Origin of the sequence: Pseudomonas sp. SCB32, from assembly GCF_009189165.1 — a bacterium.
In the GTDB taxonomy this organism is placed as follows: domain Bacteria; phylum Pseudomonadota; class Gammaproteobacteria; order Pseudomonadales; family Pseudomonadaceae; genus Pseudomonas.
Map to the genome: position 1 here is coordinate 4,944,915 of NZ_CP045118.1, position 26,556 is coordinate 4,971,470.

The 26,556-nt window shown below is 67.0% G+C and carries 29 protein-coding genes; 22 read left to right on the forward strand and 7 right to left on the reverse strand.

The window, feature by feature from the left end; translation table 11 throughout:
* Nucleotides 1–120: 120 nt before the first annotated feature.
* Nucleotides 121–807 (reverse strand): LrgB family protein, encoded by a 687-nt coding sequence (locus tag GA645_RS22535; RefSeq protein ID WP_152225616.1) that lies wholly within the window; start codon nucleotides 805–807, stop codon nucleotides 121–123.
* The gene (locus GA645_RS22540) at nucleotides 794–1,171 is read right to left on the reverse strand and encodes a CidA/LrgA family protein (RefSeq protein WP_152225618.1); all 378 of its coding nucleotides are present in this window, start codon (nucleotides 1,169–1,171) and stop codon (nucleotides 794–796) included. The genes GA645_RS22535 and GA645_RS22540 overlap by 14 nt, the downstream gene beginning before the upstream one ends.
* Before the next feature lie 111 nt (nucleotides 1,172–1,282).
* Between GA645_RS22540 and GA645_RS22545 the strand changes: the two genes are divergently transcribed.
* Nucleotides 1,283–2,179, forward strand: a complete 897-nt coding sequence (locus GA645_RS22545; RefSeq protein WP_152225620.1) for a LysR family transcriptional regulator — start codon at nucleotides 1,283–1,285, stop codon at nucleotides 2,177–2,179.
* Between the two features lie 102 nt (nucleotides 2,180–2,281).
* Here GA645_RS22545 and GA645_RS22550 read toward each other — a convergent pair whose 3' ends face one another.
* Both GA645_RS22550 and GA645_RS22555 read right to left on the reverse strand, forming a co-directional pair.
* Nucleotides 2,282–2,752 (reverse strand): cupin domain-containing protein, encoded by a 471-nt coding sequence (locus GA645_RS22550; RefSeq protein ID WP_152225622.1) that lies wholly within the window; start codon nucleotides 2,750–2,752, stop codon nucleotides 2,282–2,284.
* On the reverse strand, nucleotides 2,752–3,204 hold the full coding sequence (locus tag GA645_RS22555; protein WP_152225624.1) for a flavodoxin: 453 nt from the start codon (nucleotides 3,202–3,204) through the stop codon (nucleotides 2,752–2,754). Before GA645_RS22555 ends, GA645_RS22550 begins: the two co-directional genes overlap by 1 nt.
* Before the next feature lie 140 nt (nucleotides 3,205–3,344).
* On the opposite strand from GA645_RS22555, the gene folM reads away from it, so the two are divergent.
* The 7 genes from folM to GA645_RS22590 all read left to right on the forward strand — a co-directional run bounded on the left by folM (nucleotide 3,345) and on the right by GA645_RS22590 (nucleotide 7,827).
* Nucleotides 3,345–4,070: a dihydromonapterin reductase gene (gene folM, locus GA645_RS22560; protein ID WP_152225626.1), complete on the forward strand. Its 726-nt coding sequence runs from the start codon at nucleotides 3,345–3,347 to the stop codon at nucleotides 4,068–4,070.
* A 31-nt stretch (nucleotides 4,071–4,101) separates the two neighbouring features.
* On the forward strand, nucleotides 4,102–4,662 hold the full coding sequence (gene folE, locus GA645_RS22565) for a GTP cyclohydrolase I FolE (RefSeq protein WP_152225628.1): 561 nt from the start codon (nucleotides 4,102–4,104) through the stop codon (nucleotides 4,660–4,662).
* A gap of 1 nt (nucleotide 4,663) precedes the next feature.
* Nucleotides 4,664–5,035: a dihydroneopterin triphosphate 2'-epimerase gene (gene folX / locus GA645_RS22570; RefSeq protein WP_152225630.1), complete on the forward strand. Its 372-nt coding sequence runs from the start codon at nucleotides 4,664–4,666 to the stop codon at nucleotides 5,033–5,035.
* Nucleotides 5,036–5,162: 127 nt separating this feature from the next.
* Nucleotides 5,163–5,474, forward strand: a complete 312-nt coding sequence (locus tag GA645_RS22575) for a DUF1244 domain-containing protein (protein WP_152225632.1) — start codon at nucleotides 5,163–5,165, stop codon at nucleotides 5,472–5,474.
* Nucleotides 5,475–5,487: 13 nt separating this feature from the next.
* Nucleotides 5,488–5,826 (forward strand): HopJ type III effector protein, encoded by a 339-nt coding sequence (locus GA645_RS22580; RefSeq protein ID WP_152225633.1) that lies wholly within the window; start codon nucleotides 5,488–5,490, stop codon nucleotides 5,824–5,826.
* Between the two features lie 179 nt (nucleotides 5,827–6,005).
* A complete protein-coding gene (locus GA645_RS22585) occupies nucleotides 6,006–6,782 on the forward strand; it encodes an ABC transporter substrate-binding protein (protein ID WP_218572336.1) in 777 nt (258 codons plus the stop codon).
* Nucleotides 6,783–6,795: 13 nt separating this feature from the next.
* Nucleotides 6,796–7,827, forward strand: coding sequence for a histone deacetylase family protein (locus GA645_RS22590; protein ID WP_152225635.1), 1,032 nt, complete (start codon nucleotides 6,796–6,798; stop codon nucleotides 7,825–7,827).
* Nucleotides 7,828–7,896: 69 nt separating this feature from the next.
* On the opposite strand, the gene GA645_RS22595 is transcribed toward GA645_RS22590, so the two are convergent.
* Complete coding sequence (locus GA645_RS22595) at nucleotides 7,897–8,826, reverse strand: LysR family transcriptional regulator (protein WP_152225638.1); 930 nt, start codon at nucleotides 8,824–8,826, stop codon at nucleotides 7,897–7,899.
* Between the two features lie 208 nt (nucleotides 8,827–9,034).
* Between GA645_RS22595 and GA645_RS22600 the strand changes: the two genes are divergently transcribed.
* From GA645_RS22600 to GA645_RS22625, 6 genes are read left to right on the forward strand one after another with little or no spacing between them, the layout of a single operon-like run.
* A complete protein-coding gene (locus GA645_RS22600) occupies nucleotides 9,035–9,697 on the forward strand; it encodes an amino acid ABC transporter permease (RefSeq protein ID WP_152225640.1) in 663 nt (220 codons plus the stop codon).
* On the forward strand, nucleotides 9,694–10,455 hold the full coding sequence (locus GA645_RS22605; RefSeq protein ID WP_152225642.1) for an amino acid ABC transporter ATP-binding protein: 762 nt from the start codon (nucleotides 9,694–9,696) through the stop codon (nucleotides 10,453–10,455). The genes GA645_RS22600 and GA645_RS22605 overlap by 4 nt, the downstream gene beginning before the upstream one ends.
* 56 nt (nucleotides 10,456–10,511) lie before the next feature.
* Nucleotides 10,512–11,840, forward strand: coding sequence for an aspartate aminotransferase family protein (locus GA645_RS22610; RefSeq protein ID WP_152225644.1), 1,329 nt, complete (start codon nucleotides 10,512–10,514; stop codon nucleotides 11,838–11,840).
* Complete coding sequence (locus GA645_RS22615; RefSeq protein ID WP_152225646.1) at nucleotides 11,837–12,517, forward strand: CoA transferase subunit A; 681 nt, start codon at nucleotides 11,837–11,839, stop codon at nucleotides 12,515–12,517. Before GA645_RS22610 ends, GA645_RS22615 begins: the two co-directional genes overlap by 4 nt.
* A complete protein-coding gene (locus GA645_RS22620) occupies nucleotides 12,492–13,145 on the forward strand; it encodes a 3-oxoacid CoA-transferase subunit B (protein ID WP_152225648.1) in 654 nt (217 codons plus the stop codon). The genes GA645_RS22615 and GA645_RS22620 overlap by 26 nt, the downstream gene beginning before the upstream one ends.
* 19 nt (nucleotides 13,146–13,164) lie before the next feature.
* Nucleotides 13,165–14,355 (forward strand): thiolase family protein, encoded by a 1,191-nt coding sequence (locus GA645_RS22625; protein ID WP_152228258.1) that lies wholly within the window; start codon nucleotides 13,165–13,167, stop codon nucleotides 14,353–14,355.
* A 42-nt stretch (nucleotides 14,356–14,397) separates the two neighbouring features.
* On the opposite strand, the gene GA645_RS22630 is transcribed toward GA645_RS22625, so the two are convergent.
* Entirely contained in the window at nucleotides 14,398–15,324 is a 927-nt protein-coding gene (locus tag GA645_RS22630) for a LysR substrate-binding domain-containing protein (RefSeq protein ID WP_152225650.1), read from the reverse strand.
* Nucleotides 15,325–15,481: 157 nt separating this feature from the next.
* Here GA645_RS22630 and GA645_RS22635 point away from each other — a divergent pair, with 157 nt between their 5' ends.
* The 8 genes from GA645_RS22635 to GA645_RS22670 all read left to right on the forward strand — a co-directional run bounded on the left by GA645_RS22635 (nucleotide 15,482) and on the right by GA645_RS22670 (nucleotide 25,335).
* A complete protein-coding gene (locus GA645_RS22635; RefSeq protein WP_218572337.1) occupies nucleotides 15,482–17,116 on the forward strand; it encodes a GMC family oxidoreductase in 1,635 nt (544 codons plus the stop codon).
* Nucleotides 17,113–18,222 carry a mandelate racemase/muconate lactonizing enzyme family protein gene (locus tag GA645_RS22640; protein WP_218572338.1) on the forward strand — a complete coding sequence of 370 codons (1,110 nt, stop codon included), beginning with the start codon at nucleotides 17,113–17,115 and terminating at the stop codon, nucleotides 18,220–18,222. Before GA645_RS22635 ends, GA645_RS22640 begins: the two co-directional genes overlap by 4 nt.
* The gene (locus GA645_RS22645) at nucleotides 18,219–19,712 is read left to right on the forward strand and encodes an aldehyde dehydrogenase family protein (protein WP_152225652.1); all 1,494 of its coding nucleotides are present in this window, start codon (nucleotides 18,219–18,221) and stop codon (nucleotides 19,710–19,712) included. Before GA645_RS22640 ends, GA645_RS22645 begins: the two co-directional genes overlap by 4 nt.
* 53 nt (nucleotides 19,713–19,765) lie before the next feature.
* Nucleotides 19,766–21,367 (forward strand): ABC transporter substrate-binding protein, encoded by a 1,602-nt coding sequence (locus GA645_RS22650; RefSeq protein ID WP_152225654.1) that lies wholly within the window; start codon nucleotides 19,766–19,768, stop codon nucleotides 21,365–21,367.
* 54 nt (nucleotides 21,368–21,421) lie between these two features.
* Nucleotides 21,422–22,381, forward strand: coding sequence for an ABC transporter permease (locus GA645_RS22655; RefSeq protein ID WP_152225656.1), 960 nt, complete (start codon nucleotides 21,422–21,424; stop codon nucleotides 22,379–22,381).
* 92 nt (nucleotides 22,382–22,473) lie between these two features.
* The gene (locus GA645_RS22660) at nucleotides 22,474–23,298 is read left to right on the forward strand and encodes an ABC transporter permease (RefSeq protein ID WP_152228265.1); all 825 of its coding nucleotides are present in this window, start codon (nucleotides 22,474–22,476) and stop codon (nucleotides 23,296–23,298) included.
* Nucleotides 23,288–24,931: an ABC transporter ATP-binding protein gene (locus tag GA645_RS22665; RefSeq protein WP_152225658.1), complete on the forward strand. Its 1,644-nt coding sequence runs from the start codon at nucleotides 23,288–23,290 to the stop codon at nucleotides 24,929–24,931. The genes GA645_RS22660 and GA645_RS22665 overlap by 11 nt, the downstream gene beginning before the upstream one ends.
* The gene (locus GA645_RS22670; protein WP_152225660.1) at nucleotides 24,928–25,335 is read left to right on the forward strand and encodes a heme-binding protein; all 408 of its coding nucleotides are present in this window, start codon (nucleotides 24,928–24,930) and stop codon (nucleotides 25,333–25,335) included. The genes GA645_RS22665 and GA645_RS22670 overlap by 4 nt, the downstream gene beginning before the upstream one ends.
* A 55-nt stretch (nucleotides 25,336–25,390) precedes the next feature.
* Here GA645_RS22670 and trxB read toward each other — a convergent pair whose 3' ends face one another.
* Nucleotides 25,391–26,338, reverse strand: a complete 948-nt coding sequence (gene trxB, locus GA645_RS22675; RefSeq protein ID WP_152225662.1) for a thioredoxin-disulfide reductase — start codon at nucleotides 26,336–26,338, stop codon at nucleotides 25,391–25,393.
* Between the last annotated feature and the right edge of the window lie 218 nt (nucleotides 26,339–26,556).

A 26,556-nucleotide genomic window follows, 5' to 3' on the forward strand; every position in this document is an offset into this window, starting at 1 on the left:
GTCACGGAGCTGACAGTCGCGCCCGACATGGCTTGCCGAATGACGCGCCATAAGCCGGGACGTGGGCAATCCCACGTCCCGGCGCTACAACGATGAGCGAAAACGCCCGGCCTCAGCCGATCACAGGCAGTACGCCAGGACCGGCGCCAGCAGCAGGTTGAACAGGCCGGTGAGGACCATCAGCAGGCCCGCCGCCGAACCTTCCTCGCCGCCGAATTCATAGGCCCGGCTGGTACCCGCACCGTGGGCGCCGACGCCCAGCAGAGCACCACGGGCCAGGGCCGAACGCAGGTGCAGCAGGCGCATCAGCACGCCGCCGACCAGGGCGCCGAACACCCCGGTGATCATCACGAAGGCCGCGGTCAGCGCCGGCACGCCGCCCAGGTCATGGGACATCTCCATGGCGAACGGCGTGGTGATCGAACGCGGCAACAGCGACAGGGTCACCTGGCCGTCCAGAGCCAGCGCATGGGCCAGCGCCCAGGAGCTGCCGATGGCCATGGTCGAGCCGGCGAGCATGCCGGTCAGCAGTGCCGGCCAGTGGCGGGCGAGCAAGGCGCGCTGCTGCCAGATCGGGATGGCGAAGGCCACGGTGGCCGGGCCGAGCAGCGCCACCAGCCAGTTGGTGTCACGGGCGTAGTCGGCATAGGTCGCACGCATCGGGATCGCCAGGGCGAACAGCAGCACCGGGACGAACACGATCGGCGACAGCCAGTACTGCTGGTAACGCCGGTACAACAGGCGGCTGAGCAGATAGCCACCAAGGGTGGCGGCCAACCAGAACAGGGGTTGCTTATCGAGATTCATGACGCGACCTCCAGTGGCACATCCATTCCACCGCCAGCGCGGTAGCCAGCATCACCAGCACGGTGCTGGCGGCGATCACCAGCAGGATCTTCCAGCCCTCGCTGCGCAGCAGCGGACCGTAGTCCAGCAGGCTCATCAGCGCGGGGATGAAGAACAGCAGCATCTCTGCCAGCAACACCGCGGCACCGCCTTGCAGCAGGGCCGGGCGGATCGCCCCGCAGGCGAACAGCACCAGCAGCAGCGCCAGCCCGATCACCCCGCCCGGCAGCGGCAGGCCGGTGAGCGTGGCGATCCAGCCGCCGATCCACCAGAAGGCGGCCAGGGTGGCGAGTTCGAAAATCAGGCGGAAGGCGCGGCGGAACATGGCGGCGATCTCGACGTGTTGGGGAAGCAGAAATGCTTCGGGAATGGTGCAAAGCCTACGCCCGCGCCTATCATCCCCAAAGCGAATTGATCGAATCGGAGCCATTCCAGAATGGAATTCAAGCAATTGCGCACCTTCGCCGAAGTGGTGCGCCAGGGCAGCTTCACCCAGGCGGCGGTGCACCTGAACGCCAGCCAGTCGGCGGTGAGCAAGCAGGTCGCCCAGCTGGAACAGAGCCTGCGAGTGCAATTGCTGGAGCGCAGCGGCCCGCACATCCGCCTGACCGCCGCTGGCGAGGTGGTACTGCGCCGCGCCGAGGACATGCTTCGCCTGCGCCGCGAACTGCTTACCGAACTGGATGACCTCACCCACCTGCACCGTGGCGAGCTGCGCCTGGGCCTGCCGCTGCTGGGCGCCGACGCGCTGTTCGCCGGGCGCTTCGCCGAGTACCGGCGGCGCTACCCGAACATCGCCGTGCACCTGATCGAGGGCGGCAGCAAGACCATGGAAGAGCTGGTCTACAGCGGCGAGCTGGAGCTGGGCGGCGGCCTCACCCCGGAAGACCCTGCCTTCGACCACCAGCCGTTCTGCAACGAGCCGCTGGACGCCCTGCTGCCCGCCGATCATCCGCTGGCCACGCGGGAGAGCCTGAGCCTGGTGGAACTGGCCGAGACGCCGTTCCTGCTCTACCAGCAGAGCTTCACCCTCAACGACCGCCTGCTGCGCGACTGTCGCGAGCTGGGTTTCGAGCCACGCGAAGGTGGTCGTAGCGGCCAGGCGGACTTCCTCGGCGCACTGGTGGCCGCCGGCCAGGGCGTGGTGCTGCTGCCACGGGTGGTGGCGGAGGAGCTGGAGCGTCCGGGCGTTGTGCGCGTGCTGCTCAGCCAGCCGGACCTGCGCTGGGACATCAGCTTCATCTGGCGGCGCGATGCCTATCTGTCGAACGCCGCGAAGGCGTGGCTGGCGTTGATGGAGGAGATGCCGCTGCACTCCGACGGCTCGGAGTGAGGCAGGATCGTAGGATGGGTAGAGCCTAAGCGAAACCCATGCTGTCGGCGGCGCTCCGGATCGATGGGTTTCGCTGCGCTCTACCCATCCTACGAAACCGCTTCAGAGCAGCTCGGGAAACTCCCCGACCAGCTTCGGCCACGCCCGCTGCGCCTCGGCATCATCGGCCAGCAGCCTGAATCCGGCGAATTCGAACCCCGGCGACACCGTGCAGCCCACCAGCACGTAATCCCCCAGGCAGCGGGCGGCCTGCCAGGCATGGGCGGGCACCGCGCGCTGCGGCAGACTGCCCTCGCCCACGGGACCGAGGGTTTCGATGCGTACGGGAGCGTCCGGCTGTTCGGCCACCAGCAGTTCCAGTGGGCCACCCTCGTGGTAATGCCAGAGCTCGTCGGCATCGATGCGGTGCCAGCGGCTCGCCGTGCCGCCGGGCAGCAGGAAGAAAATGGCCGAAGATTGCTGGCGGCCATCCGCGCCCACCAGTGCCGAATCGAACACCCGGCGATAGAAGCCGCCCTCGGGGTGCGGGGCGAGGCCGAGGGTGTCGATCAGGTGACGGGCGCGGGGATGCATCAGGCCTTCAGCGCAGCGATGAACTCGGCGATCCAGGGCTCGGAATCGGTCTCCTGGTCCACCGTCTCGCTGCCGTCCAGGCGCAGCATTGGCACCACTTCACGCATGCCCAGCTCCACCAGCAGTTCGCGCACCAGCTCGCCGCCGCCGCAGTAGGTGTCGCCATAGCTGGAGTCACCCAGGGCGATCACGCCGCCCGGACGATCGCGCCAGTCCGGCAGGCGGTCGCGCAGCGCGTAGTACAGCGGCTGGAAGGTATCCGGCAGGTCGCCCATGCCAGTGGTCGAGGTCACCACCAGCAGCGCCTCGGGGGCGAAGGCCAGCAGGCCGTCGAGGGTCACGCGCGGGTCGTGCCAGGCTTCGAAACCGGCGGCTTCGAGCAGGCGCTTGGCGTGGCGCGCGACCTCTTCGGCGGTGCCGTAGACCGAGCCGGACAGAATGGCGACTTTCATGATCACTCCCACAAGGCAAGACAAGGCCTCCCATTATGCCCCAACCGTGCCCGGCCGCGCCGGGGCTGGTATAGTTTTGCCCTACCCGGCCGCTCGGATATTCCAACGCGCGCCGTTTCCCCCGACTGCACGAGGCGCGCATGGGCAACACCCCGGCTCCCACCCTGATCACCGGCGCCAGCCAGCGCATCGGCCTGCACTGCGCGAAACGCCTGTTGCAGGACGGCCACCCGGTGATCGCGACCTACCGCCAGGAAAAGCCCGGCGTCGATGAGCTGCGCCAGCTGGGCGCCATCTGCCTGCACGCGGAACTGGCCGACGAAGCCGGCATTCTCGCCTTCATCGATGCGTTGCAATCGCGCACCGACCGCCTGCGCGCGGTCATCCACAACGCCTCGGCCTGGATTACCGAAGAGCCCGGCCACGAAGCGGACGCCTTCGGCGAACTGTTCCGCCTGCACATGCTCGCGCCCTACCTGATCAACCTGCGCTGCGCCGAACTGCTCGAACGCGATGCGGTCGAACGTGGCTCCCCGGCGGACATCATCCATCTCTCCGACGACGTCGCCCGCAAGGGCAGCGCCAATCGCATCGCCTACTGCGCCAGCAAGGCCGGCCTGGACAACCTCACCCTGTCCTTCGCCGCGCGCCTGGCACCGCGCATCAAGGTCAACGGCATCGCGCCGGCCCTGATCATGTTCAACCCCGATGACGACGCGGACTACCGCGCGCGTACCCTGGCGAAATCCGCCCTGGGTATCGAGCCGGGCGCGGACGTGATCTACCAGAGCGTGCGCTACCTGCTCGACAGCCCCTACGTGACCGGCACCACCCTGACCGTCAACGGCGGCCGGCACCTGAAATGACCCGCCCAGTGCGGGCGCGAGGATTCCTCCGATGATCGAAGACCTGTCTCACCACTACCGTGAGATTCTCCTGGGGCTCGGCGAAGACCCCGACCGCGAGGGCCTGCTCGACACGCCCAAGCGCGCGGCCAAGGCCATGCAGTACCTCTGCCAGGGCTACCAGCAGACGCTGGAGGAGATCGTCAACGGCGCGCTGTTCGCCTCGGACAATGACGAAATGGTGATCGTCAAGGACATCGAGCTCTACTCGCTGTGCGAACATCACCTGCTGCCCTTCATCGGCAAGGCGCATGTGGCGTACATTCCCACCGGCAAGGTGCTGGGCCTGTCGAAGGTCGCGCGCATCGTCGAGATGTTCGCGCGCCGCCTGCAGATCCAGGAAAGCCTGACCCGGCAGATCGCCGAGGCGATTGCCCAGGTCACCAGTGCCGCCGGCGTGGCGGTGGTGATCGAGGCGCAACACATGTGCATGATGATGCGCGGGGTGGAGAAGCAGAACTCGGTGATGAACACCTCGGTGATGCTCGGCGCCTTCCGCGAGTCCAACACCACCCGCCAGGAATTCCTGCAACTGATCGGACGGAGCAAGTGAAATGACGCAACTTGAGCCAGGCATGGCGCGAATCCGGGTCAAGGATCTGCGCGTGCGCACCTACATCGGCATCAAGGAGGACGAGATCCTCAACAAGCAGGATGTGCTGATCAACCTCACCATCCTCTACCCGGCCGACGACGCGGTGCAGGTCAACGACATCGATCACGCCCTGAACTACCGCACCATTACCAAGGCGATCATTGCCCACGTGGAAGAAAACCGCTTCGCCCTGCTCGAACGCCTGACCCAGGAATTGCTCGACCTGGTGATGAGCAACCCGGCCGTGCACTACGCTGAGGTGGAAGTGGACAAGCCGCACGCGCTGCGTTTCGCCGAGTCGGTGTCCATCGCGCTGGCTGCCCAGCGCTGACCGGGAGGTCACGCAAGCTGTACGCCCGTGCCAGTCGGCCAATGGACGTTGCTGGCCGATCGTCCCGCTCTATAGAATCGCGCCAGCCCCGCCATGCGCCTCTGTTGCGCCCACTGAGAGACACGCCATGACCGAGCCCATGAATCTGACCGACGAACAGCGCACGGAACTCGAAGCCGCCGCCTTCCGCACCCTGGTGCAGCACCTGCGCACCCGCAAGGACGTGCAGAACATCGACCTGATGAATCTTGCCGGCTTCTGCCGCAACTGCCTGTCCAAGTGGTACAAGGCCGCGGCCGACGACATGGGACTGGACGTCAGCCCCGACCAGGCCCGCGAAGAGATCTACGGCATGCCTTACGCCGAATGGAAGGCCAAGTATCAGACGGAAGCGTCGCCTGCCCAGCAAGCGGCCTTCGATCACGCGAAAAAGCACTAACGAGTTTGCCTTGATGACCCTCACCGATTTTCGCGCGCGCCTGCGCAGCGAGCAGCACCTGTTCACCGACACCCTGGCGTACATCGCCGAACACTACAGCTACACCCCCAGCGCCTTCAGCAACGGCACCGTGGAAAACCCCGCCGGGCAGAACGAGGGCTCCTGCAAGGCCCTGGGCTTCGCCATCCTCGAAGGCCTGAGCCAGGAAGAGTCGCTGCTGGCGTTCGGCGAGCACTACCGCGCCGTGCGTGAACATCCCGAAGGCACCGACCACGCCAACATCCGCGCCCTGCAGACCACCGGCCTTGCCGGCGTCAACTTCGAGCGCCAGCCGCTGTCGCGTCGCGGCTGAGGTTCATTGCGTCATGAAAAAGCCCCGCCCTGGCGGGGCTTTTTCATGTCCGGGCAAGGCACGGCGCGGGTGCTTAGCCAAACGACTCATGTGATTGAAAAACAACATAGATTGACGCGAAAAGAGGCGATTGGAACACTCCTGGGCACTTCCTCACCCAACACCGGGAGCTTCGCCAAATGACAAAAACAATGCGCGCCCTGGCCAGCAGCCTGCTGCTGGCATCCACTTGCCTCCTGCCCTTTCTCGCCCACGCCGGCGACCTCGACAGCATCAAGCAGAAAGGCGAGCTGAGCTTCGCCCTCACCGGCAAGTACCCACCCTTCAGCTTCATCGACATGGACGGCAAGCTGCAGGGCTTCGACGTCGACATCGGCGGTGGCATCGCCCAGCGTCTCGGGGTGCAGGCCAAGCCGGTCACCACCGCCTGGGACGGCATCATCGGCGGCCTGCTCGCCGGCAAGTACGACGCCATCATCGGCAGCCTGGCGATCACCGACGAACGCATGAAGGCCGTGGACTTCTCCGAGCCCTACTATCTTTCCGGCGCGCAACTGTTCGTGCGCAAGGACAGCCCGCTGCAGAGCATCGACGAGATGGACGGCAAGGTGATCGGCATCACCCTGGGCGAGACTTACGAAACCTGGCTGCGCGAGCACAAGCCGAACGTCACGCTGAAGACCTACAAGGGCCTGCCGGACATCCTCCTCGACCTGCAGAACAAGCGCCTGGACGGCTTCGTCACCGACAAGATCGCCGGCCTTCTGACCATCCGCGACCGCCACCTGGACGCTCGCCCGGCCGGTGCACTGCTCTACCCCGAGAAGATGGGCATCGCCGTACGCAAGGACAGCCCCGAGCTGAAGGCCGCCATCAACGCGGCGCTCGCCGACCTGGACAAGGACGGCACCTACAAGGGCATCAGCGAGAAATGGCTGGGCACTGACATCCGCTGAAGGACATCGAGCCATGTTGACCTACTTCCACCCCGACCAGTACCTCCACCATCCGCGCACCTACCTGTCCCGTGGGCAGATGCGCGTGCCGCAGGAAGTGCCCGAACGCCCCCGGCGCCTGCTGCAGGCAGTCGAGCAGTTGGGTTTCGAGCTGCGCCAGCCCGACGACCACGGCATGCAGCCGCTCAGTGCGGTGCATTGCCCCGAGTACCTGCGTTTCCTCGAAGAGGCCCACGGCGAATGGAAAGCCACCGGCCAGGACTGGGGCGCGGAGGTGATCTCCAACGTCTTCGTCCGCGAACCCAACCCGCTGCGCGGCATCCTCGCCAAGGCGGCGCGCTACCTCGCCGACGGCAGCTGCCCGGTGGGTGAGCAGACCTGGCGCGGCGCCTACTGGTCGGCGCAGAGCGCCATCGCCGGTGCCCGCGCCCTGCTCGACGGCCAGCCCGAGGCCTACGCGCTGTGCCGCCCGCCGGGGCACCATGCGCGGCGCGATGCGGCCGGTGGTTTCTGCTACCTGAACAACGCCGCCATCGCCGCCCAGGAACTGCGCAAGGGCCACGCCCGCGTCGCCGTGCTGGACACCGACATGCACCACGGCCAGGGCATCCAGGAAATCTTCTATGAGCGCGACGACGTGCTCTACGTGTCGATCCACGGCGACCCGACCAACTTCTACCCAGTGGTCGCCGGCTACGAGGACGAAAAGGGGGCGGGGGCCGGCTACGGCTACAACCTCAACCTGAGCATGCCCCACGGCTCGCCCGAGTCGGTGTTCTTCGAACGTCTGCAGGAGGCCATCGCCGCGCTGCGCCGCTTCGAGCCGGACGCCCTGGTGCTGTCGCTGGGCTTCGACATCTACGAGCTCGACCCGCAATCCCAGGTCGCGGTGACCGGCGACGGCTTCCGCCGCCTCGGCCAGGTGATCGGCGAACTGAACCTGCCGACGCTGATCGTGCAGGAAGGCGGCTACCACCTGGAAAGTCTGCAGGACAACGCCGAGCAGTTCTTCAACGGTTTCCTCGCGCCACGGCGCAATGCCTGATGTACCCGCGGGCGGCTTCGGCCGCCCGCTTAAGAACCTGTTTACGATCTCGCGATCGTAAACAGGTTCTCACGCCGCCGGCAGGCGCAATGCCCCGGCACAATCCTCGCGCTGCAACATCGCCTCGACCACCTGCGCTAGCGCCAGGCGCACGTCGCCCACCAGGCGATTGCTTTTCAGCTCCTGCTTGTACACCAGGTAGAAATTGAACCACTGCTCCAGCGCGAACGGCCGGCTGACCAGCTTGGGGTTGTCGCACAGGTCCGCGGCGGTGATCGCGTTGACCAGGCTGAGCCCGCCAGTCAGTTCGATCATCGCGCCCATGCACGACAGGCTCGACTGCAATTCGTGGCGCAGCAGCCGGCGCAGGCTGTTGTCGCGGTAGATCAGGTGGTCGGACTGGATCGGCTTGATCAGCGTCTGTCCGTCGAGGTCGGCCAATTCCAGTTCCGCCTTTTCCGCCAGCCCACTGGCCGCCGGCATCAGCACGCGCATGCGCGCCGAGACCATGGGCGCGAACAGCAGGTTGGGCTCGTGCACCTCGTAGGAAACCAGCGCCATGTCCAGCCGACCGGCCTCCACCTCGGCGATCAGCCGGCCGCTGGCCGCCACGTCCAGCGACACCGCGATGCCCGGATGGGCCTGCAGGTAACGCTGCACCAGGCCGGGCCCGAAGCGATGTCCCAGGCCGGGTGCGCAGCCCAGCTTCAGCGACGCCACGCCGCTGTCCTGGAGGACGAACAGGTCCTCTTCGATGCGCGCCAGGTTACCCATCAGCAGGACCGCCTCGTTGAGCATGTAGCGCCCGGCGGCAGTGATCTGCAGGCGCTGGTTCTCGCGGGCGAACAGGCGGATCTTCAACGACTCCTCCAGCCGCGCCAGGGCGTGGCTCACCGCCGACTGGGTGAGCCCCAGCTGCACCGCGGCCTGGCGCGTCGAGCCGGTGGTGGCGATGGCGTGGAAGATTTCCAGGTCGCGCAGGCTGAACTCGGTACGCATGGTGGGAACGTCCTGCCGGTCAAATGATGAAAAAAGATCATAAATTGACGCTGTTTTTTGTCAATGCAAGACTCACCCCGTGTTCTCGAACAACTGAAACCCTCGTATATCGCGGATCTCAGATCGAACACCTGGGTATTAAAATAATTTGTAGGAACAGCCATTCGCTCACCACGAACGGCTCCAGAGACCCAACCCGAGAATAAGAATGTTCGACTTCAACCTGGTGCTCCAATACCTCCCCATGCTGCTCAAGGCAGCCGGAGTCACGGTCGAGCTGACGCTGCTGGCCATCGTCTTCGGCCTGCTGATCGGCCTGCTCGCCGCCCTCGCCCGCCTGTCCCGCCATCGCGTGCTGCGCTGGATCGCCGGCGGCTACATCTGGCTGATCCGCTCGACGCCGCTGCTGGTCCAACTGTTCATCATCTACTTCGGCCTGCCGCAGTTCGGCCTGGAACTGTCGCCCTTCACGTCCGGGGTGATCGGCCTTGCGCTGAACGTCGGCGCCTATAACGCCGAGACCATCCGCGCCGGCATCCAGGCCATCCCCCACGGGCAGATCGAGGCGTCGCGCTCGCTGGGCTTCGGCACCGTGCGCACCATGCGCCTGATCATCCTGCCGCAGGCCTTCAAGCTGATCGTGCCGCCGCTGGGCAATAACCTGATCATCCTGATCAAGGACACCTCGCTGGTCTCCACCATCACCCTGGCCGAGCTGTTCATGCGCACCCAGCAACTGGTGGGCGCTACCTTCAAGCCATTCGAGCTGTACTTCGCCTGCGCGCTGATCTACGCGCTGCTGACCAGCATCACCAGCCTGCTGCTGCAAGTGTTCGAGCGGCGGCTTCTGCTCAAGGGGGGACGGGCATGAACATCGCCGACGTGCAAATCCAGCTGAAAGATATCCACAAGCACTACGGCCCGCTGGAGGTGCTCAAGGGCATCGACCTCGACGTCCGCCGGGGCGAGGTGATGGTGCTGATCGGCCCCAGCGGCTCGGGCAAGAGCACCCTGCTGCGCTGCGTGAACATGCTCGAACAGCCCACCCGCGGCGAAATCCACTTCCAGGGGCAGCTGATCAACGACCGCCGGCGCAGCCACGGTGCCCAGGAGAAATACCTCAACAGCCTGCGCATGAAAGTCGGCATGGTGTTCCAGCACTTCAACCTGTTCCCCCACCTCACGGTGCTGGAGAACATCACCATCGCCCCGACCCAGCTGCAGGGCATCGACCCACGCCAGGCCCGCGCCGAAGCCGAGGAACTGCTGGAGAAGGTCGGCGTGCTGGACAAGCGTGACGTCTACCCCGGCAACCTCTCCGGCGGCCAGAAGCAGCGGGTGGCCATCGCCCGCGCGCTGGCGCTGAAACCCGATGCGATGCTGTTCGACGAACCCACCTCGGCGCTCGACCCGGAAATGGTCGGCGGCGTGCTGACGGTCATGGAAAGCCTGGCCCGCAGCGGCATGACCATGATGGTGGTGACCCACGAGATGCGCTTTGCCGAGAAGGTCGCCGACCGCGTGGTGTTCATGGCCGACGGCAACATCGTCGAGCAGGGCACCCCGCAGGAAGTGTTCCGCCAGCCGCAGCAGCAACGCACCCGATCCTTCCTCGCCGATATCGGCTGAGCCACCTCATACCCAGGGCGCCCACTTGGAGGGGCGCCTGCCACCAGGGGATTCGCATGTCCGACTACCTGTTCTACCAATCCTCCGTGCGCCTGCCGACCGTCTCGCACGCCCAGGGCATCTACGCCTGGGACGAGCATGGCCGGCGCTACCTGGACGCCTGCTCCGGGGCCATCGTCGCGCAGCTCGGCCACGGCCATCCGGCGGTGCGCGAGGCGATGCTGGCGCAGCTGGACAAGGTCGCCTTCGCCTACCGTACCCAGTTCGAGAACCAGCCGGCGCTGGACCTCGCCGAGCGCCTGGTGAACCTCACCGGCCAGCGCTTCGACCGGGTGTTCTTCTCCTCCGGCGGTTCCGAGTCGGTCGAGTCGGCGCTGAAGATCGCCCGCCAGTACTGGTACTGCAAGGGCGAGCCGCAGCGCAGCATCTTCATCAGCCGCAAGCCGGCCTACCACGGCTCGACCATGGGCGCGCTGGCGATGACCAGCTACACGCCGCTGACCCAGCCGTTCGAACCGATGTTCCAGCATTACCCGAAGATCGCCTCGCCGACCCAGTACCGCGTGCCCGCCGGCCTGAGCCCCGAGGCCCACGCCCTGGCCTGCGCCGACGAGCTGGAAGCGGCGATCCTGGAGGTCGGCGCGCACAACGTCGCCGCCTTCATCGCCGAGCCCATCGGCGGCGCCAGCACCGGCGCGGAAGTCCCGCATGACGTCTACTTCCCGCGCATCCAGGCGATCTGCAAGCGCCACGGCATCCTGCTGATCCTCGACGAAGTGATGACCGGCATCGGCCGCACCGGGCGCTGGTTCGGCTACGAACACTGGGACGTGCAGGCCGACATCCTGTGCCTGGCCAAGGGCCTGGGCGCCGGTTACTACCCGGTGTCGGCGGTGCTGACCCGCGCCGAACTCACCGACCCGATCCTCGCCTCCGGCGGCTTCCAGCACGGCTACACCTACGCCGGCAACCCGCTGGCCAGCGCCACCGCCCTGGCGGTGATCCAGGCCATCGAGGACGAGAACCTGGTGGCCAAGGTGGCCGAGAACGGCGCCTACCTGCTGGAGCGCCTCAAGGCACTTGGCGCGCAGTACGAATTCGTTGGCGACGTGCGCGGCCGTGGCTACCTGCAGGCGGTGGAGTACGTGGCCGACCGCGCCGGCAAGACGCCCTACCCGCTCTCCGCCAACGTCAGCGACAGCATCACCCGCCTGGCCCGCGAACGCGGCCTGATCATCTACCCGCGCCGCTCGCTGATGGGCGAACAGGGCGACCACACGCTGATCTCGCCGCCGCTGATCACCACTCGCGAGCAGTGTGACGAGATCGTCGAACTGCTCGGCGCCACCTTCGACGCCTTCCAGGCGCAGCAGGCCGGCCGATGAACAAGCAGTGCTCGCTGGAGCAGGCCATCGCCGGCATCGCCGATGGCAGCAGCATCATGGTCGGCGGCTTCGGCTCGCCCGGCACGCCGTTCTCCCTGCTGGAGGAACTGGCGCGCCAGGACAAGCGTGAGCTGACCATCATCAAGAACGACGCCAACCAGGACGGCTACGGCGTCTCGCGGCTGATCGAGGCCGGGGCCATCCGCAAGATGATCACCACCCACCTGGGCCTGAGCGGCGCGGCGCGGCGGGCCTTCACTGCCGGCACGCTGGAAGTGGAGTTCGTCTCCCAGGGCCTGTTCGCCGAGCGCATCCGCTGCGCCGGCGTCGGTCTACCGGCCTTCCTCAGCGACATCGAGATCCCCGAGGAGTTGGGCGAGGCGCGCCAGACGGTGTCCCTCGACGGCCGCCAGCTTTATGTCGAACCGGCGCTGCGCGCCGACTACGCCTTCATTGCCGGGCATTGCGCCGACCACGCCGGCAACCTGCGCTACCACGGCAGCGCGCGCAACTTCGGGCCGCTGATGGCGATGGCCGCCGACCGCGTGATCGCCGAGGTCTACGACCTGAGCGAAACCGCGCTGCCCGCCGACAGCATCCACACCCCCGGCATCTTCGTGCACCACCTGGTCGCCGTCACAAGGAGCTCCCATGAGTACCAGCCCATCCCTCGCTGATCCGCGGGAAACCATCGCCCGCCGGGCAGCCGGGGAAATCCGCGACGGCCAGCTGGTGAACCTCGGCATCGGCCTGCCGACGCTGATCCCGGCCTATGTTCCCGGCGACATCCAGGTATGGATTCATTCGGAGAACGGCATCGTCGGGGTCGGCCCGCAGGCCGGCGAACACAACCTCGACGCCGAGCTGATCGATGCCGGCGGCGGCTACGTCACCGTGGTGCCGGGCGGCGCCATCGTCGACAGCGCCACCTCCTTCGGCATCATCCGCCGCGGCCTGCTCGACATCACCTTCCTCGGCGCGCTGCAGGTTTCGCAGCACGGCGACCTGGCCAACTGGCTGGTGCCGGGCAAGATAGTCGCCGGCATCGGCGGCGGCGCGGAGCTGGCGCAGAAGGCCCGGCAGGTGATCGTCACCATGCCGCACTGCGACAAGGACGGCCGCGCGAAGATCGTCGAGCGCTGCGACCTGCCGCTGACCGCCCGGCGCTGCGTGACGCGGATCATCACCGAGCACGCAGTATTCGACATCGACGCCGAGGGCCTGCTGCTGCGGGAAATCCTCAGCGACCTGAGCCCTGCGCAACTGCAGGACATCACCGCGCCCTTCCGCGACGCCCGCACCTGATTCGGACTTCATCATGACCATGACTTCCACTCCGGCGTACATCGCCGGCTACGCCCGCACGCCCATCGGCCGGGCTTACCGCGGCGCCTTCAACGACACCGACGCCCCGACCCTGGCCGCCTTCGCCCTGCGCGCAGTGCTGCAACGCGGCGACATCGACCCGCAGCTGATCGACGACGTGATCCTCGGCTGCGCACTGCCCGAGGGCTCGCAGTACTACAACATCGGCCGCATGGCGGCGCTGGCGGCGCAGCTGCCGGTACGCACCCCCGGCATGACGGTGGACCGCCAGTGCGCCTCCGGGCTGATGTCGGTGGCCATCGCCAGCCAACGCATCCAGGCCGGCGACGCGGAGCTGATCCTGGCCGGTGGCGTGGAGTCCATCAGCCTGGTGCAGAACCCGCACATGAACGCCTACCGCCGGCAGGATCGCCAGCTGCTGGAACGCCTGCCGGCGGCCTACATGCCGATGGTGGAAACCGCCGAAGTGGTCGCCAAACGCTATGGCGTCAGCCGCGAGGCGCAGGACGCCTTCGCCCTGCGCAGCCAGCAACGCGCCGCAGCGGCCCGCGCACAGGGCCTGTTCGACACGGAGATCGCGACCGTGCGAACGGTGCAGCGCATCGAGGATCGCAGCAGTGGCGAGCTGTCTTTCGTCGAGATCGACGCAAGCCAGGACGAGTGCCCGCGCCCCGCGACCAACGCCGAAGGCCTGGCGGCGCTGGCGCCGGTGTTTCCCCAGGGATCGGTCAGCGCCGGCAATGCCTGCCCGCTGTCGGACGGCTCGGCCGCTTGCCTGGTCGTGTCGGAAGAGCAGTTGCAAAACCATGGGCTGCAGCCGCTGGGGCGCCTGGTCAGTTGCGTGGTGGAAGGCTGCGCGCCGGATGAAATGGGCATCGGCCCGGTCCCGGCGATCCGCAAGCTGCTGCAACGAAATCGCCTCTCGGTGGACGACATCGACCTCTGGGAAATCAACGAAGCCTTCGCCTCGCAGGTGCTGTACTGCGCGCAGACCCTGGGCCTGCCGGCCGAGCGCCTGAACGTCAACGGCGGCGCCATCGCCCTCGGCCACCCCTACGGCATGAGCGGCACCCGGCTGGTGGGCCACGCGCTGCTCGAAGGGCGGCGCCGCAAGGCGCGCTACGTCGTGGTCAGCATGTGCATCGGCGGCGGCCAGGGCGCGGCGGCGTTGTTCGAGTGCCTGCCCTGATGCCCACCTGCTCGCCGGCAGAGGACTTGGCCTGAATCCCGCTCACGGGACGGGCGCCTCGGCCGGCGAACGCTCGCCGTCCTCGCGCGCCTTGTCCATCAGCCACTGGCGGAACAGCAGCACCTCCGGCGGCGGTCGCTTGCCGCCCTTGGGCAACAGCAGGTAGTGCGCCTGGTCGATGGGCAGCTCCCCCTCGAAGGCCGCCACCACCTTGCCCGACTCGATATAGGGCCGGGCCAGGCTGCGCAGCACCAGGGCGAACCCTGAGCCCGCGGCCGCCAGCTCCAGCGCCGTCAGCGAGGTGTCGACCTGCACGCCCTTGCGGCAGGTGAACTCGGCGCCCCCCGCCGCCCTGAACCAGCGCGTCCACAGGTCGTCGCAACCCATGATGTGGATGAGGTTGTCCTGCGCCAGACGCACCAGCGCCTCGGCGCTCCCGGCCCTCTCACGCCACGCCGGACTGCAGACCGGTACGGACGCCTCGGTCTGGATCAGCTCGACATCGAATCCCTCCCAGTGCCCGTCGCCGAAACGGATATCGATGGCGTTCTGGTCCGCGCCCAGCGCATCGGCCCAGATGTCGGCGAACAGCCGCACTTCGATGTTCGGGTAGGCCGCCATGAACTCTCCCAGCCTCGGCGCCAGCCAGAGCACGGCGAAGGCCGCCGTCGAACGCACGGTGATGGAGCGATCGCCGCGGCTGCCGAACAGGCCGACGGTCGACATCGACAGCTCATCGAACGCCTTGCGGATCGAAGGCAGATAGGCCAGCCCCATGTCCGTCAGCCGCACGCCGCGCGGCAGGCGCTCGAACAACTGGAAACCCAGGTACTGCTCCAGGGAGCGAATCTGCAGGCTGACCGCGGCAGGCGTCATGTGCAGCTCGTTGGCCGCTGCCGAGAAGCTCAGGTTGCGTGCGGCGGCTTCGAAGGAGCGCAGCCAGGGGAGATGAGGAAGTTGGTGGCCCACAGTACACCTTTAAATTTTTTCGCCCCAAAGGAGCGTTTTTTCTTGTTTGTCTTAAGGCGAGCCTCGCTCAAACAATCCCCCCTACGCAAGCACTGCGGATCGAGCCCGACTTCGTGAACGGGCCGCCACAGGCAATCACCTTGGCTGGGAGGGACGCATGGCGTCAGTGGGCGAGTTCGACTACATCATCGTTGGCAGCGGATCGGCCGGATCGGTGCTCGCCGACCGACTCTCCAGCGACGGGGCGTCGGTGCTGGTGCTGGAAGCGGGCGGCAGCGACCGGCGCTTCTGGATCAAGGTGCCGATCGGCTACGGCCGGACCTTCTACGACGAGCGGGTCAACTGGAAGTACAGCACCGAGCCCGATCCGGCCACCAAGGAGCGCCGCAGCTACTGGCCGCGCGGCCGGGTGATCGGCGGCTCCAGCTCGATCAACGCGATGGTCTATTGCCGTGGCCTGCCGGTGGACTTCGACGGTTGGCGCCAGCTCGGCAACCTTGGCTGGGGCTGGAGCGACGTGCTGCCCTACTACGAGCGCAGCGAGCGGCGTGTCGACGCCCAGGGCAACGCCCAGCCCGGCGGCCCCTTGTACGTGTCCGATGTCAGCGAGGAACTGCATCCGCTACGCGAACACTTCTTCGCCGCCGCCCGCGAACTCGGCCTGCCCTTCACCTCGGACTTCAACGGGGCCAATCCCGAGGGCGTGGGCAGCTACCAGATCAATACCCACGCCGGCATGCGCTGCTCCGCCGCCGACGCCTTCCTGCGCCCGGCCCTGCGCCGCAGCAACGTGCGGCTGATCACCCAGGCGCTGGCGCGGCGGGTGCTGTTCGACGGGCACAGGGCGATGGGCATCGAGTTCGAGCGCAACGGCGAACTGCTCCAGGCACGCGCCCGTCGCGAGGTGATCCTCAGCGCCGGGGCGATCAACTCCCCGCAACTGCTCCAACTGTCCGGCGTCGGCCCCGCCGAGCTGCTGCAGCGCCTCGGCATCCCGGTGGTGCTCGACCAGCCACTGGTGGGCGGACAACTGCAGGACCACCTGGGCATCAACTACTTCTACCGCTCCACCGAGCCGACCCTGAACAACCAACTGGCGCCGCTGCACGGCAAGCTGCTCGCCGGCATGCGCTACCTGCTGACCCGTCGCGGACCGCTGAGCGTCAGCGTCAACCAGTCCGGCGGCTTCGTCCGCGCCGACGAGCACAGTGGCGCGCCGGACATGCAGCTGTATTTCAACCCGGTCACCTACTCGACGGCACCCGAAGGCAAGCGTCCGCTGATGAGCCCCGATCCGTTCCCCGGCTTCATCATTTCCTTTCAGCCCTGCCGCCCGCTGAGCCGGGGACGCATCGACATCCGCTCGGCGAACCCACGGGAAACCCCGGTGATCCGTCCCAACTACCTGAGCGAGGAAGAGGACATCCGTGGCGTGATCGCCGGCGGCCGCCTGATCCAGCGCCTGATGCGCACCCAGGCGCTGCGCCGGCTGGCCAAGGAAGCCATGCCGCCGGACCTCGACGGGATGGACGATGCGCAGATCCTCGACGACTTCCGCGAGCGCTGCGGCTCGGTCTTCCACCCTGTCGGCACCTGCGGCATGGGCACCGACGCGCACCGTTCGGTGGTCGACACCCGCTTGCGCGTCCACGGCCTGCAAGGGCTGCGCGTGGTCGATGCGTCGATCTTCCCCACCATCACCTCCGGCAACACCAACGCCCCTACCATCATGGTGGCGCAGAAGGCCGCGGACCTGATCCTGGCCGATCACAAGCAAAAGGTAAGCGCATGATGCGAATCAGCAAGCTCGAAACGTTCTGCAACGCCCATGTAGGGTTCGTGCGGGTCACCAGCGAGTGCGGGCAGATCGGCTGGGGGCAACTGTCCACCTACAACGCCGACATCACCGCCCAGGTCTTCCACCGGCAGATCGCGCCCTGGGCACTGGGCGCCGACGCCCAGGACATCGAACAGCTGGTCAACGTGATTCCCGAGCGCGAGCACAAGTTTCCCGGCAGCTACCTGTACCGCGCCCTCGCCGGGCTGGATACCGCGCTGTGGGACCTCAAGGGCAAGGCCGCCGGCAAGCCGGTGGTCGAACTGCTCGGCGGCACGCCAGGCAAGCTGCGCGCCTATGCCTCGTCGATGAAGCGCGACATCACCCCGGAAGCCGAAGCCGAGCGCATGCAGCGCCTGCGTGACCGCTACGGCTTCGACGCCTTCAAGTTCCGCGTGGGCCGCGAGTGCGGCCACGATCGTGACGAATGGCCGGGCCGCACCGAAGCCATAGTACCGGTCATGCGCCGCGCCCTGGGCGATGGGGCGGAACTGCTGGTCGACGGCAACTCCGGCTATTCGCCGCGCCGTGCCATCGAGGTCGGGCGCCTGCTGGAACAGCACGGCATCGTCCACTTCGAAGAACCCTGCCCCTACTGGGAACTGGAGCAGACCCGCCAGGTCACCCAGGCGCTGGCGCTGGACGTCACCGGCGGCGAACAGGACTGCGAGCTGGCGACCTGGCGACGGATGATCGACATGAAGGCGGTGGACATCGTGCAGCCGGACGTCCTCTACCTGGGCGGCATCTGCCGCTCGCTGCAGGTGGCCGGCATGGCCGCCGAAGCCGGCCTGCCGGTCACCCCGCACAGCGCCAACCTGTCGCTGGTGACGCTGTTCACCATGCACTTCCTCAAGTCCCTGCCCAACGCCGGCAAGTACCTGGAGCTGTCCATCGAAGGGCTGGACTACTACCCCTGGCAGGACGGCCTGTTCGTCGAGTCGCCCTACCGCGTGGAAGACGGCCAGGTCAGCGTGGGCGACGCGCCCGGCTGGGGCGTGGAAATCGCACCGCAGTGGCTGGAAAAGTCCACCTACCAGATCAGCGAGGCCAGCCGATGAACCAGACCACCGATGCCCTGATCCACGAGTACTTCAGCACCGGCACCCTCGCCTACCTGCCCGACTCGCACTTCATCGACGGCAGCTGGCGCGCCAGTGCCGGCCGGGAAACCCTGGAGGTCTTCGACCCCGGCCTGGGCAAGGCCTTCACCACGGTGGCTGCCGGTGACGAGGAGGATGTGGACGCCGCGGTGAGCGCCGCCGACGCCGCCACTCGCGGCCCCTGGCGCAAGATGCTGCCCGCCGACCGCAGCCGCATCCTGTTGCGCGCCGCCGAGGCGATTCGCAGCAACGCCGCGCGCCTGGCGGTGATCGAGACACTCGACAACGGCAAGACCCTGGCCGAGGCGCAGAGCGACGTGCGCAATACCGCGCGGATCTTCGAGTACTACGCCGGCATCGCCGACAAGCTGCAGGGCGAGACCATCCCCCTGGGCGCCGATCACTTCGCCTGCACCCAGCTCGAACCGGTGGGCGTGACGGCGCACATCATCCCCTGGAACTACCCCATTTCCACCGCCGCCCGCGGGCTCGCCCCGGCCCTGGCGGCGGGTTGCACGGCGGTGCTCAAGCCCGCCGAGCAGACCCCGCTCAGTGCCCTGCTGCTGGCCGGGCTGCTACACCAGGCGGGACTGCCGCCGGGCGTCTGCAACGTGGTGAACGGCACCGGCAGCCAGGTCGGCAGCGCGCTGACCAGCCACCCAAAGGTGCGCCACGTGACCTTCACCGGCTCGGTCAACACCGGCATCCATGTGATGCAGGCGGCGGCGCGCAATATCGCCAGCGTCACCCTGGAACTGGGTGGTAAGTCCCCGGCCATCGTCCTCGCCGACGCTGATCTGGATGCCGCAGTGGAGGACGTGCTCTGGGCCATCTATTCCAACGCCGGGCAGATCTGCTCCGCCGGCTCGCGGTTGATCATCGAGCGCAGCGTGCATGAGCACTTCGTCGAGCGTCTGGCCGAGCGCGCACGTCAGCTCAGGTTCGGACACGGCCTGCGCAATCCTGATATCGGCGCCATCACCACCCCGGAACAATTGCAGAAAATCGATGCCTACGTGGACGGCGCGCGTAGCCGTGGTGTGCGCATCGCCGCCGGTGGCCGGCGTGTCTGCGATCCCGCATCCGATGCCGGCTGGTTCTTCCAGCCGACGCTTCTGGATAACCTGCCGATACACGATCCGCTGGTGCAGGAAGAAGTCTTCGGGCCGGTGCTCTCGGTGCAGGTCGCCGACAACGTCGAGCACGCGCTGGAACTGGCCAATGCCACGCCCTTCGGCCTCGCCGCCGGTATCTACACCCGCGACTTCTCGCACGCGATGCGCCTTGCGCGAGACCTGGATGCCGGGCAGATCTACATCAACGAATACTTCGCCGGCGGCGTGGAAACACCTTTTGGCGGAAACAAGCGCTCCGGCTTCGGGCGTGAGAAAGGACTGGAGGGACTACGCGCCTACTATGCGGTGAAGACCGTCACCGCCCGCATCTGAAGCACCCCGTTCGAGACGACTCCTGACAAGACATCCAATAAAAAGGAACACTCATGGGCAACCACATCGACGACCTCGTACAACGCCTGCGCCTCGGGCAGATCGACCGCCGCACCTTCATGAAAGGCATGTTCGCCGCGGGCGCGGGCGCGGCCCTGAGCGCCGGCCTGGCCGGCCAGGTGTTCGCCGCCGGAGAGGCCGGCACGCCCAAGCGCGGCGGCCATTTCAAGCTGGGCATCGCCTCCGGCTCGACCACCGACTCCTTCGACCCGGGCACCTACGGCGACAACTACATGCAGTCGGTGGGGCATTCGGTCCACAACTACCTGACCGAGATCAGCAACAGCGGCGAGCTGGTGGGCGAACTGGCGCAGAGCTGGGAGCCCTCGCCCGACGCCAAGACCTGGACCTTCACCCTGCGCAACGGCGTGGAGTTCCACAACGGCAAGTCCCTGGAAGCCGACGACGTGGTGGCCTCGCTCAATCACCACCGCGGGCCGGACTCCCGCTCCGCCGCCAGCAGCATCCTGGCGCCGATCAGCGACATCCGCGCGGACGGCAAGAACCGCGTCATCGTCACCCTGAGCGGCGGCAACGCCGACTTCCCCTATCTGGTCTCGGACTACCACCTGCCGATCATGCCGTCCAAGGACGGCGCGGTGGACGCGAACGCCGGCGTCGGTTGCGGCGCCTACATCCGCGAGAGCTTCGATCCGGGCGTGAAGACCATGGTCAAGCGCAACCCCAACTACTGGAAGACCGACCGCGGCTGGTTCGACTCGGTGGAATTCCTGGTGATCGCCGACGTCGGCGCCCGCACCAACGCGCTGAACACCGGCGAAATCCACGCCATGAACGGCTGCGACCTGAAGACGGTGCACCTGCTCAAGCGCAACCCGAAGCTTGAGGTCTCCTCGATCAAGGGTGGTCAGCACTACAGCCTGCCGATGAACGTCACCCAGGCCCCCTTCACCGATCCCAACATCCGCCTGGCGCTCAAGCACGCCATCGACCGCGACGCCCTGCTACAGACCATCCTGCGCGGCCACGGCGAAGTCGCCAACGATCACCCGATCAACTCGGGCTACCGCTACTTCGACAGCCAGATTCCCCAGCGGCAATACGACCCGGACAAGGCCCGCTACTACCTCAAGCAGGCCGGGCTGGACAGTCTCAAGGTCGACCTCAGCGCCGCCGACGCGGCCTTTTCAGGCTCGGTGGATACCGCCGTGCTGTTCAAGGAGCACGCGGCCAAGGCCGGCATCGACATCAATGTGGTGCGCGAGCCCAACGACGGCTACTGGAAGAACGTCTGGATGAAGAAGGCCTGGAGCATGGACTACTGGGGCGGCAAACCCACGGAAGACTGGGCCTTCTCCCTGGTGTACGGCAAGGGCGCGGCGTGGAACGAAACCTTCTGGGACAACGCGCGCTTCAACGAGCTGCTGGTCAATGCCCGCTCCGAACTGGACGACGCCAAACGCCGGCAGATGTACGGCGAGATGCAGCTGCTGCTGCGCGACCAGGGCGGCGCGCTGATTCCGCTGTTCGCCAACTACGTCGATGGCATTTCCACCCTGATCGGACACGGGCGGCTGGGCAACAACTGGGACCTGGACGGCCTGCGCGCCGCCGAACGCTGGTGGTTCGCCTGACCGCTCGCGGTCAGGTTGCCTACGAAGTCGCGGTCGCCGAGGAGGTCCGTCGAAATGCGTCATCCGTTGTTGAAAATGCTCACCCAGCGCCTGCTGCTGGGGCTGCTCAGCCTGTGGGTGGTCTCGGTCATCATCCTGCTGGGCGTGTCCCTCCTGCCGGGCGACATCGCCACGGAAATCCTCGGCCAGTCGGCCACCCCGGAAGCGGTGGCCGCCTTCCGCCAGACCCTGGGGCTGGATCAGCCGCTGTACCTGCGCTACTTCCACTGGCTGGGGGGGATGCTGCACGGTGACTTCGGCCATTCCCTGGCCAATGGCCGGGCCATCGCCGAGCTGCTCGCCACGCGCCTGCCCAATACCCTGCTGCTGGCGCTGTTCGCCGCGCTGATCGCCGTACCGCTGGCGCTGGCCCTGGGCTTCCTGGCGGCGATCTACCGCAACGGGGTGTTCGACCGCCTGATCAACGTCTTCACCCTGAGCTGCATCTCCTTCCCGGAGTTCTTCCTGGCCTACCTGCTGATCCTGGGGTTGTCGGTGAAGGCCGGCTGGCTGCCCAGCCTGGCCAGCGTCGACGCCAGCCAGCCGCTGGCTGAGCGTCTCTACTACATGGCGCTGCCGGCGTTGACCCTGACACTGGTAGTGGTCGCCCACATGATGCGCATGAGCCGCGCCGCCATCGTCAACCTGCTCGCCAGCCCCTACATCGAAATGGCCCGGCTCAAGGGCCTGCCGCGCTGGCGCATCATCCTCCAGCACGCGCTGCCCAACGCCTGGGCGCCGATCATCAACGTCATCGTGCTCAACCTGGCCTACCTGGTGGTCGGCGTGGTGGTGGTCGAGGCGGTGTTCGTCTATCCCGGCATGGGGCAGCTGATGGTCGACTCGGTGAAGAAGCGCGACCTGCCGGTGGTGCAGGCCTGCAGCCTGGTGTTCGCCTCGACCTACATCCTGCTCAACCTGAGCGCCGACGTCCTGGCCAACCTTGCCAACCCCCGCCTGAGGCACCCGCGATGATCGAACAGGGCAGCAATCTTCCCCTGGCGGAGCAACACGCCATGCCGGGATACACCACGTCACCGCACAAGGCGGCAGCCTGCCTGGGCCGGATGCTCCGCGCGGTGCGCCACGCACCCTGGAGCGCTCAGCTGGGCCTGCTGATCATCGTCCTCTACACGCTGGCGGCGCTGCTCACGCCCTGGATCGCCCCCTACGGCGAATCCCAGGTGGTCGCCAGCGAGTTCGAGCCCTGGAGCCAGCAGTTCCTGCTGGGCACCGACAACCTCGGGCGCGACCTCTTCACCCGCCTGCTCTACGGCGGCCGCAACACCCTGGGCATCGTCCTGCTGGCCACCTGCCTGGCGTTCCTCCTGGGCGGCATCGCCGGCCTGCTGGCGGCGGTGCGCGGCGGCTGGACCGACCAGCTGCTGTCGCGCCTGGTGGACGTGCTGATGGCGATTCCACAGCTGATCTTCGCCCTGCTGCTGCTCACCCTGTTCGGCACCTCGGTGCCGATGCTGATCGCCATCATCGCCGTGCTCGACTCCACCCGGGTATTCCGCCTGACCCGCGCGGTGGCCTCCGGCGTCGTGGTGCTGGACTTCGTCGAAGCCGCCCGCCTGCGCGGCGAGAGCACGGCGTGGATCATGTTCCGCGAAGTGCTGCCGAACATCCTGCCGCCGCTGGTGGCCGAGTTCGGCCTGCGCTTCTGCTTCACCTTCCTGTTCATCAGCGCCCTGAGTTTCCTCGGCCTGGGCATCCAGCCGCCCACTGCAGACTGGGGCTCGATGGTCCGCGACAACGCCACCCTGATCAGCTACGGCGAAATCACTCCGCTGCTGCCGGCCGCGGCCATCGCCATCCTCACCATCGGGGTGAACTTCGTAGTGGACTGGTTCCTGCACATGACGAGTGGACTGCACGATGAGCAATGACAGCGCAAAGCGCCAACGCGACGAACTGCTGCTGAAGATCGACGGGCTGCACGTCCAGGCGCTGGACGGCAAGCCGATCATCCGCGGCATCGATCTGCAACTGCGGCGGGGCGAAGTCCTCGGCCTGATCGGCGAATCTGGGGCCGGCAAGTCCACCCTCGGGCTGTCGGCCATGGGCTACGAGCGTCCAGGCTGCCGGATCAGCGCCGGCAGCATCCTCTTCGATGGCGAAGACCTGGCCCAGGCGCCGGAATCCCGCAAGCGGCAGCTCTGGGGCTCGCGCATCGCCTATGTGGCGCAATCGGCGGCGGCCTCGTTCAACCCGGCGCACCGGCTGATCGATCAGTATGTGGAAACCGCCGTGCAGCACGGCGTCATGCCCGAGCAACAGGCGCGGGCGGACGCCGTCGAGATGTTCCGCCGCATGCGCCTGCCGCAGCCGGAGAGCTTCGGCCTGCGCTACCCGCACCAGGTCTCCGGTGGCCAGCTGCAGCGCGCCATGACCGCCATGGCGATGGCCTGCCGTCCCGACCTGATCGTCTTCGACGAGCCCACCACGGCACTGGACGTCACCACCCAGCTGGAGGTGCTGGCCACCATCCGCGACCTGGTCCGCCAGTTCCACACCGCCGCGCTGTACATCACCCACGACCTGGCGGTGGTCGCGCAGATGGCCGACCGCATCATGGTCCTGCGCCACGGCCAGACCGTGGAGGAAGCCGCCACCCGCGACATGCTCGACAACCCACGGGAGGCCTACACCCGTACGCTCTGGTCGGTACGTTCGCTGCAGCACGAAACCCGGCTCGCCGAAAGCCAGGCGCCACTGCTCGCCCTCTCGAACATCAGCGCCAGCTATGGCCCGCTGCCCGTGCTGCAGGACGTCTCGCTGGAGATTCCAGAGGGCGCGACCGTCGCCGTGGTCGGCGAGTCCGGCTCCGGCAAGTCGACCCTGGCGCGGGTGCTCACCGGACTGCTGCCGCGCAACCGTGGGACGCTGGCCTTCCAGGGAGAGCCCCTGCCACCGCGCTGCCAGTCGCGCTCCCCGGCGACGCTGAAGAACATCCAGATGATCTACCAGATGCCGGATACGGCGCTGAACCCGCGCCAGCGCATCCGCGAGATCCTCGGCCGTCCGCTGGCCTTCTATCTCGGACTGAAGGGAGCGCAGAAGGAAGCACGCCTGGGCGAGCTGATGGAGCAGATCGAGCTACCGCCCGAACAGTTCCTCGACCGTTTCCCGGGCGAACTCTCCGGCGGGCAGAAGCAGCGCATCTGCATCGCCCGCGCGCTGGCGGCCGAGCCCCGGCTGATCATCTGCGACGAAATCACCTCGGCGCTGGACCAGGTGGTGGCCAAGGGCGTCCTGCTGCTGCTCAAGCGCCTGCAACAGCAGTTGGGCCTGTCCTACCTGTTCATCACCCATGACCTGGATACCGTGCGCAGCATCGCCGACCACATCGTGGTCATGCACCAAGGGCGGATCGTCGAGCAGGGCCCGGCGCCCCAGGTGCTCGCCCCGCCCCACCACGATTACACCGCACGCCTGCTGGCCTCGGTGCCGCAGATGGACCCGGACTGGCTGACCCGTCGGCTGGCCGCCCGCGCCGCAACCCCTGGAGTTCCCGCATGAAGCACAAACCGCAGCTGACCCAGCTGGAAACCGACCGCATGCTGCGTGTCGCCCGAGATGAAGCCCAGAGCAACCAATGGGCGGTGTCGATCGCCATCGTCGACGACGGCGGTCACCTGCTGGCGTTCGAGCGCCTCGACGGTTGCGCGCCGATCGCCACCTATATCGCCACCGAGAAGGCGCGCACCTCGGCGCTGGGTCGCCGGGAGTCCGGAGCCTACGAAAGCATGATCAACGGAGGGCGCCACGCGTTCCTCAGCGCGCCGATGTTGCAGGGCATGCTCGAAGGCGGCGTGCCGGTGCTGGTCGATGGACAGGTCGTCGGCGCGGTGGGCGTGTCCGGTGTGATGGCGGCCCAGGATGCCCAGGTCGCCCGCAAGGCGATCTCGGCGCTGGAATCCTGAGTAGAAAAAGGCCCCGCTAGCGGGGCCTCTTCCTGCACGCCGGCTCTTCGGGCCGTTACAGGGAATCCAGGTAACGTTCCACGTCCAGCGCGGCCATGCAGCCAGCGCCGGCGGAGGTGATGGCCTGGCGATAAATATGGTCAGCCACGTCGCCGGCGGCGAACACACCGGGGATGTTGGTCGCGGTGGCATTGCCCTCGCGGCTGCCGTTGACCACCAGATAGCCGTCCTTCAGTTCCAGCTGGCCCTCGAACAGCGAGGTGTTGGGCGTATGGCCGATGGCGACGAACAGGCCGTCAACTTTCAGCTCGGACGTCTCGCCATCGTTGTGGCGCAGGCGTACGCCGGTGACGCCCAGGGCATCACCCAGCACTTCATCGACCTGCGCGTTCACCCGCAGCTCGATCTTGCCCTCAGCGACGCGGGCACGCAGTTTGTCCTGCAGGATCTTTTCGGCACGGAAGCTGTCGCGGCGGTGTACCAGTGTCACCTTGCTGGCGATGTTGGCCAGGTACAGCGCCTCTTCAACGGCAGTGTTGCCGCCGCCCACTACAGCCACTTCGCGGTTGCGGTAGAAGAAGCCGTCGCAGGTGGCGCAGGCGGACACGCCCTTGCCCATGAACGCTTCTTCCGAAGGCAGGCCGAGATAACGGGCACTGGCGCCGGTGGCGATGATCAGCGCATCGGCCGTGTAGGTACCACTGTCGCCCTTGAGCACGAAGGGTTTGCCGGCCAGATCCACGCCGTGGATATGGTCGAAGACGATCTCGGTCTCGAAGCGCTCGGCATGCTCCTGCATGCGCTGCATCAGCGCAGGCCCGGTGAGGCCATGGGGGTCGCCCGGCCAGTTGTCGACTTCGGTGGTGGTGGTCAGCTGGCCGCCGGCCTGCAGGCCAGTGATCAGCAGCGGCTTGAGGTTGGCGCGGGCGGCATAGACCGCGGCGCTGTAGCCGGCCGGGCCGGACCCCAGAATGATGACCCGCGCGTGGCGACTCTCGGACATTGCAGCCTCCTGATGTTCAGTTGAAGAACGACGTTCAGAAGAACGTCAGGCAAAGAAAAGGGAGCTGCCAAATACCAGGGGGAAGGTTGGAGGAACGGCAGCTCCTCTGAAAGGTTTCTTGCGCGGACCGCATGGCCTGGAGACCTTCGGCAATGCGGTGTGGCCTGAACCACGGAACCCATTGTCCTGCAGAATTTCCAAGTACCCTTGAGATAAGT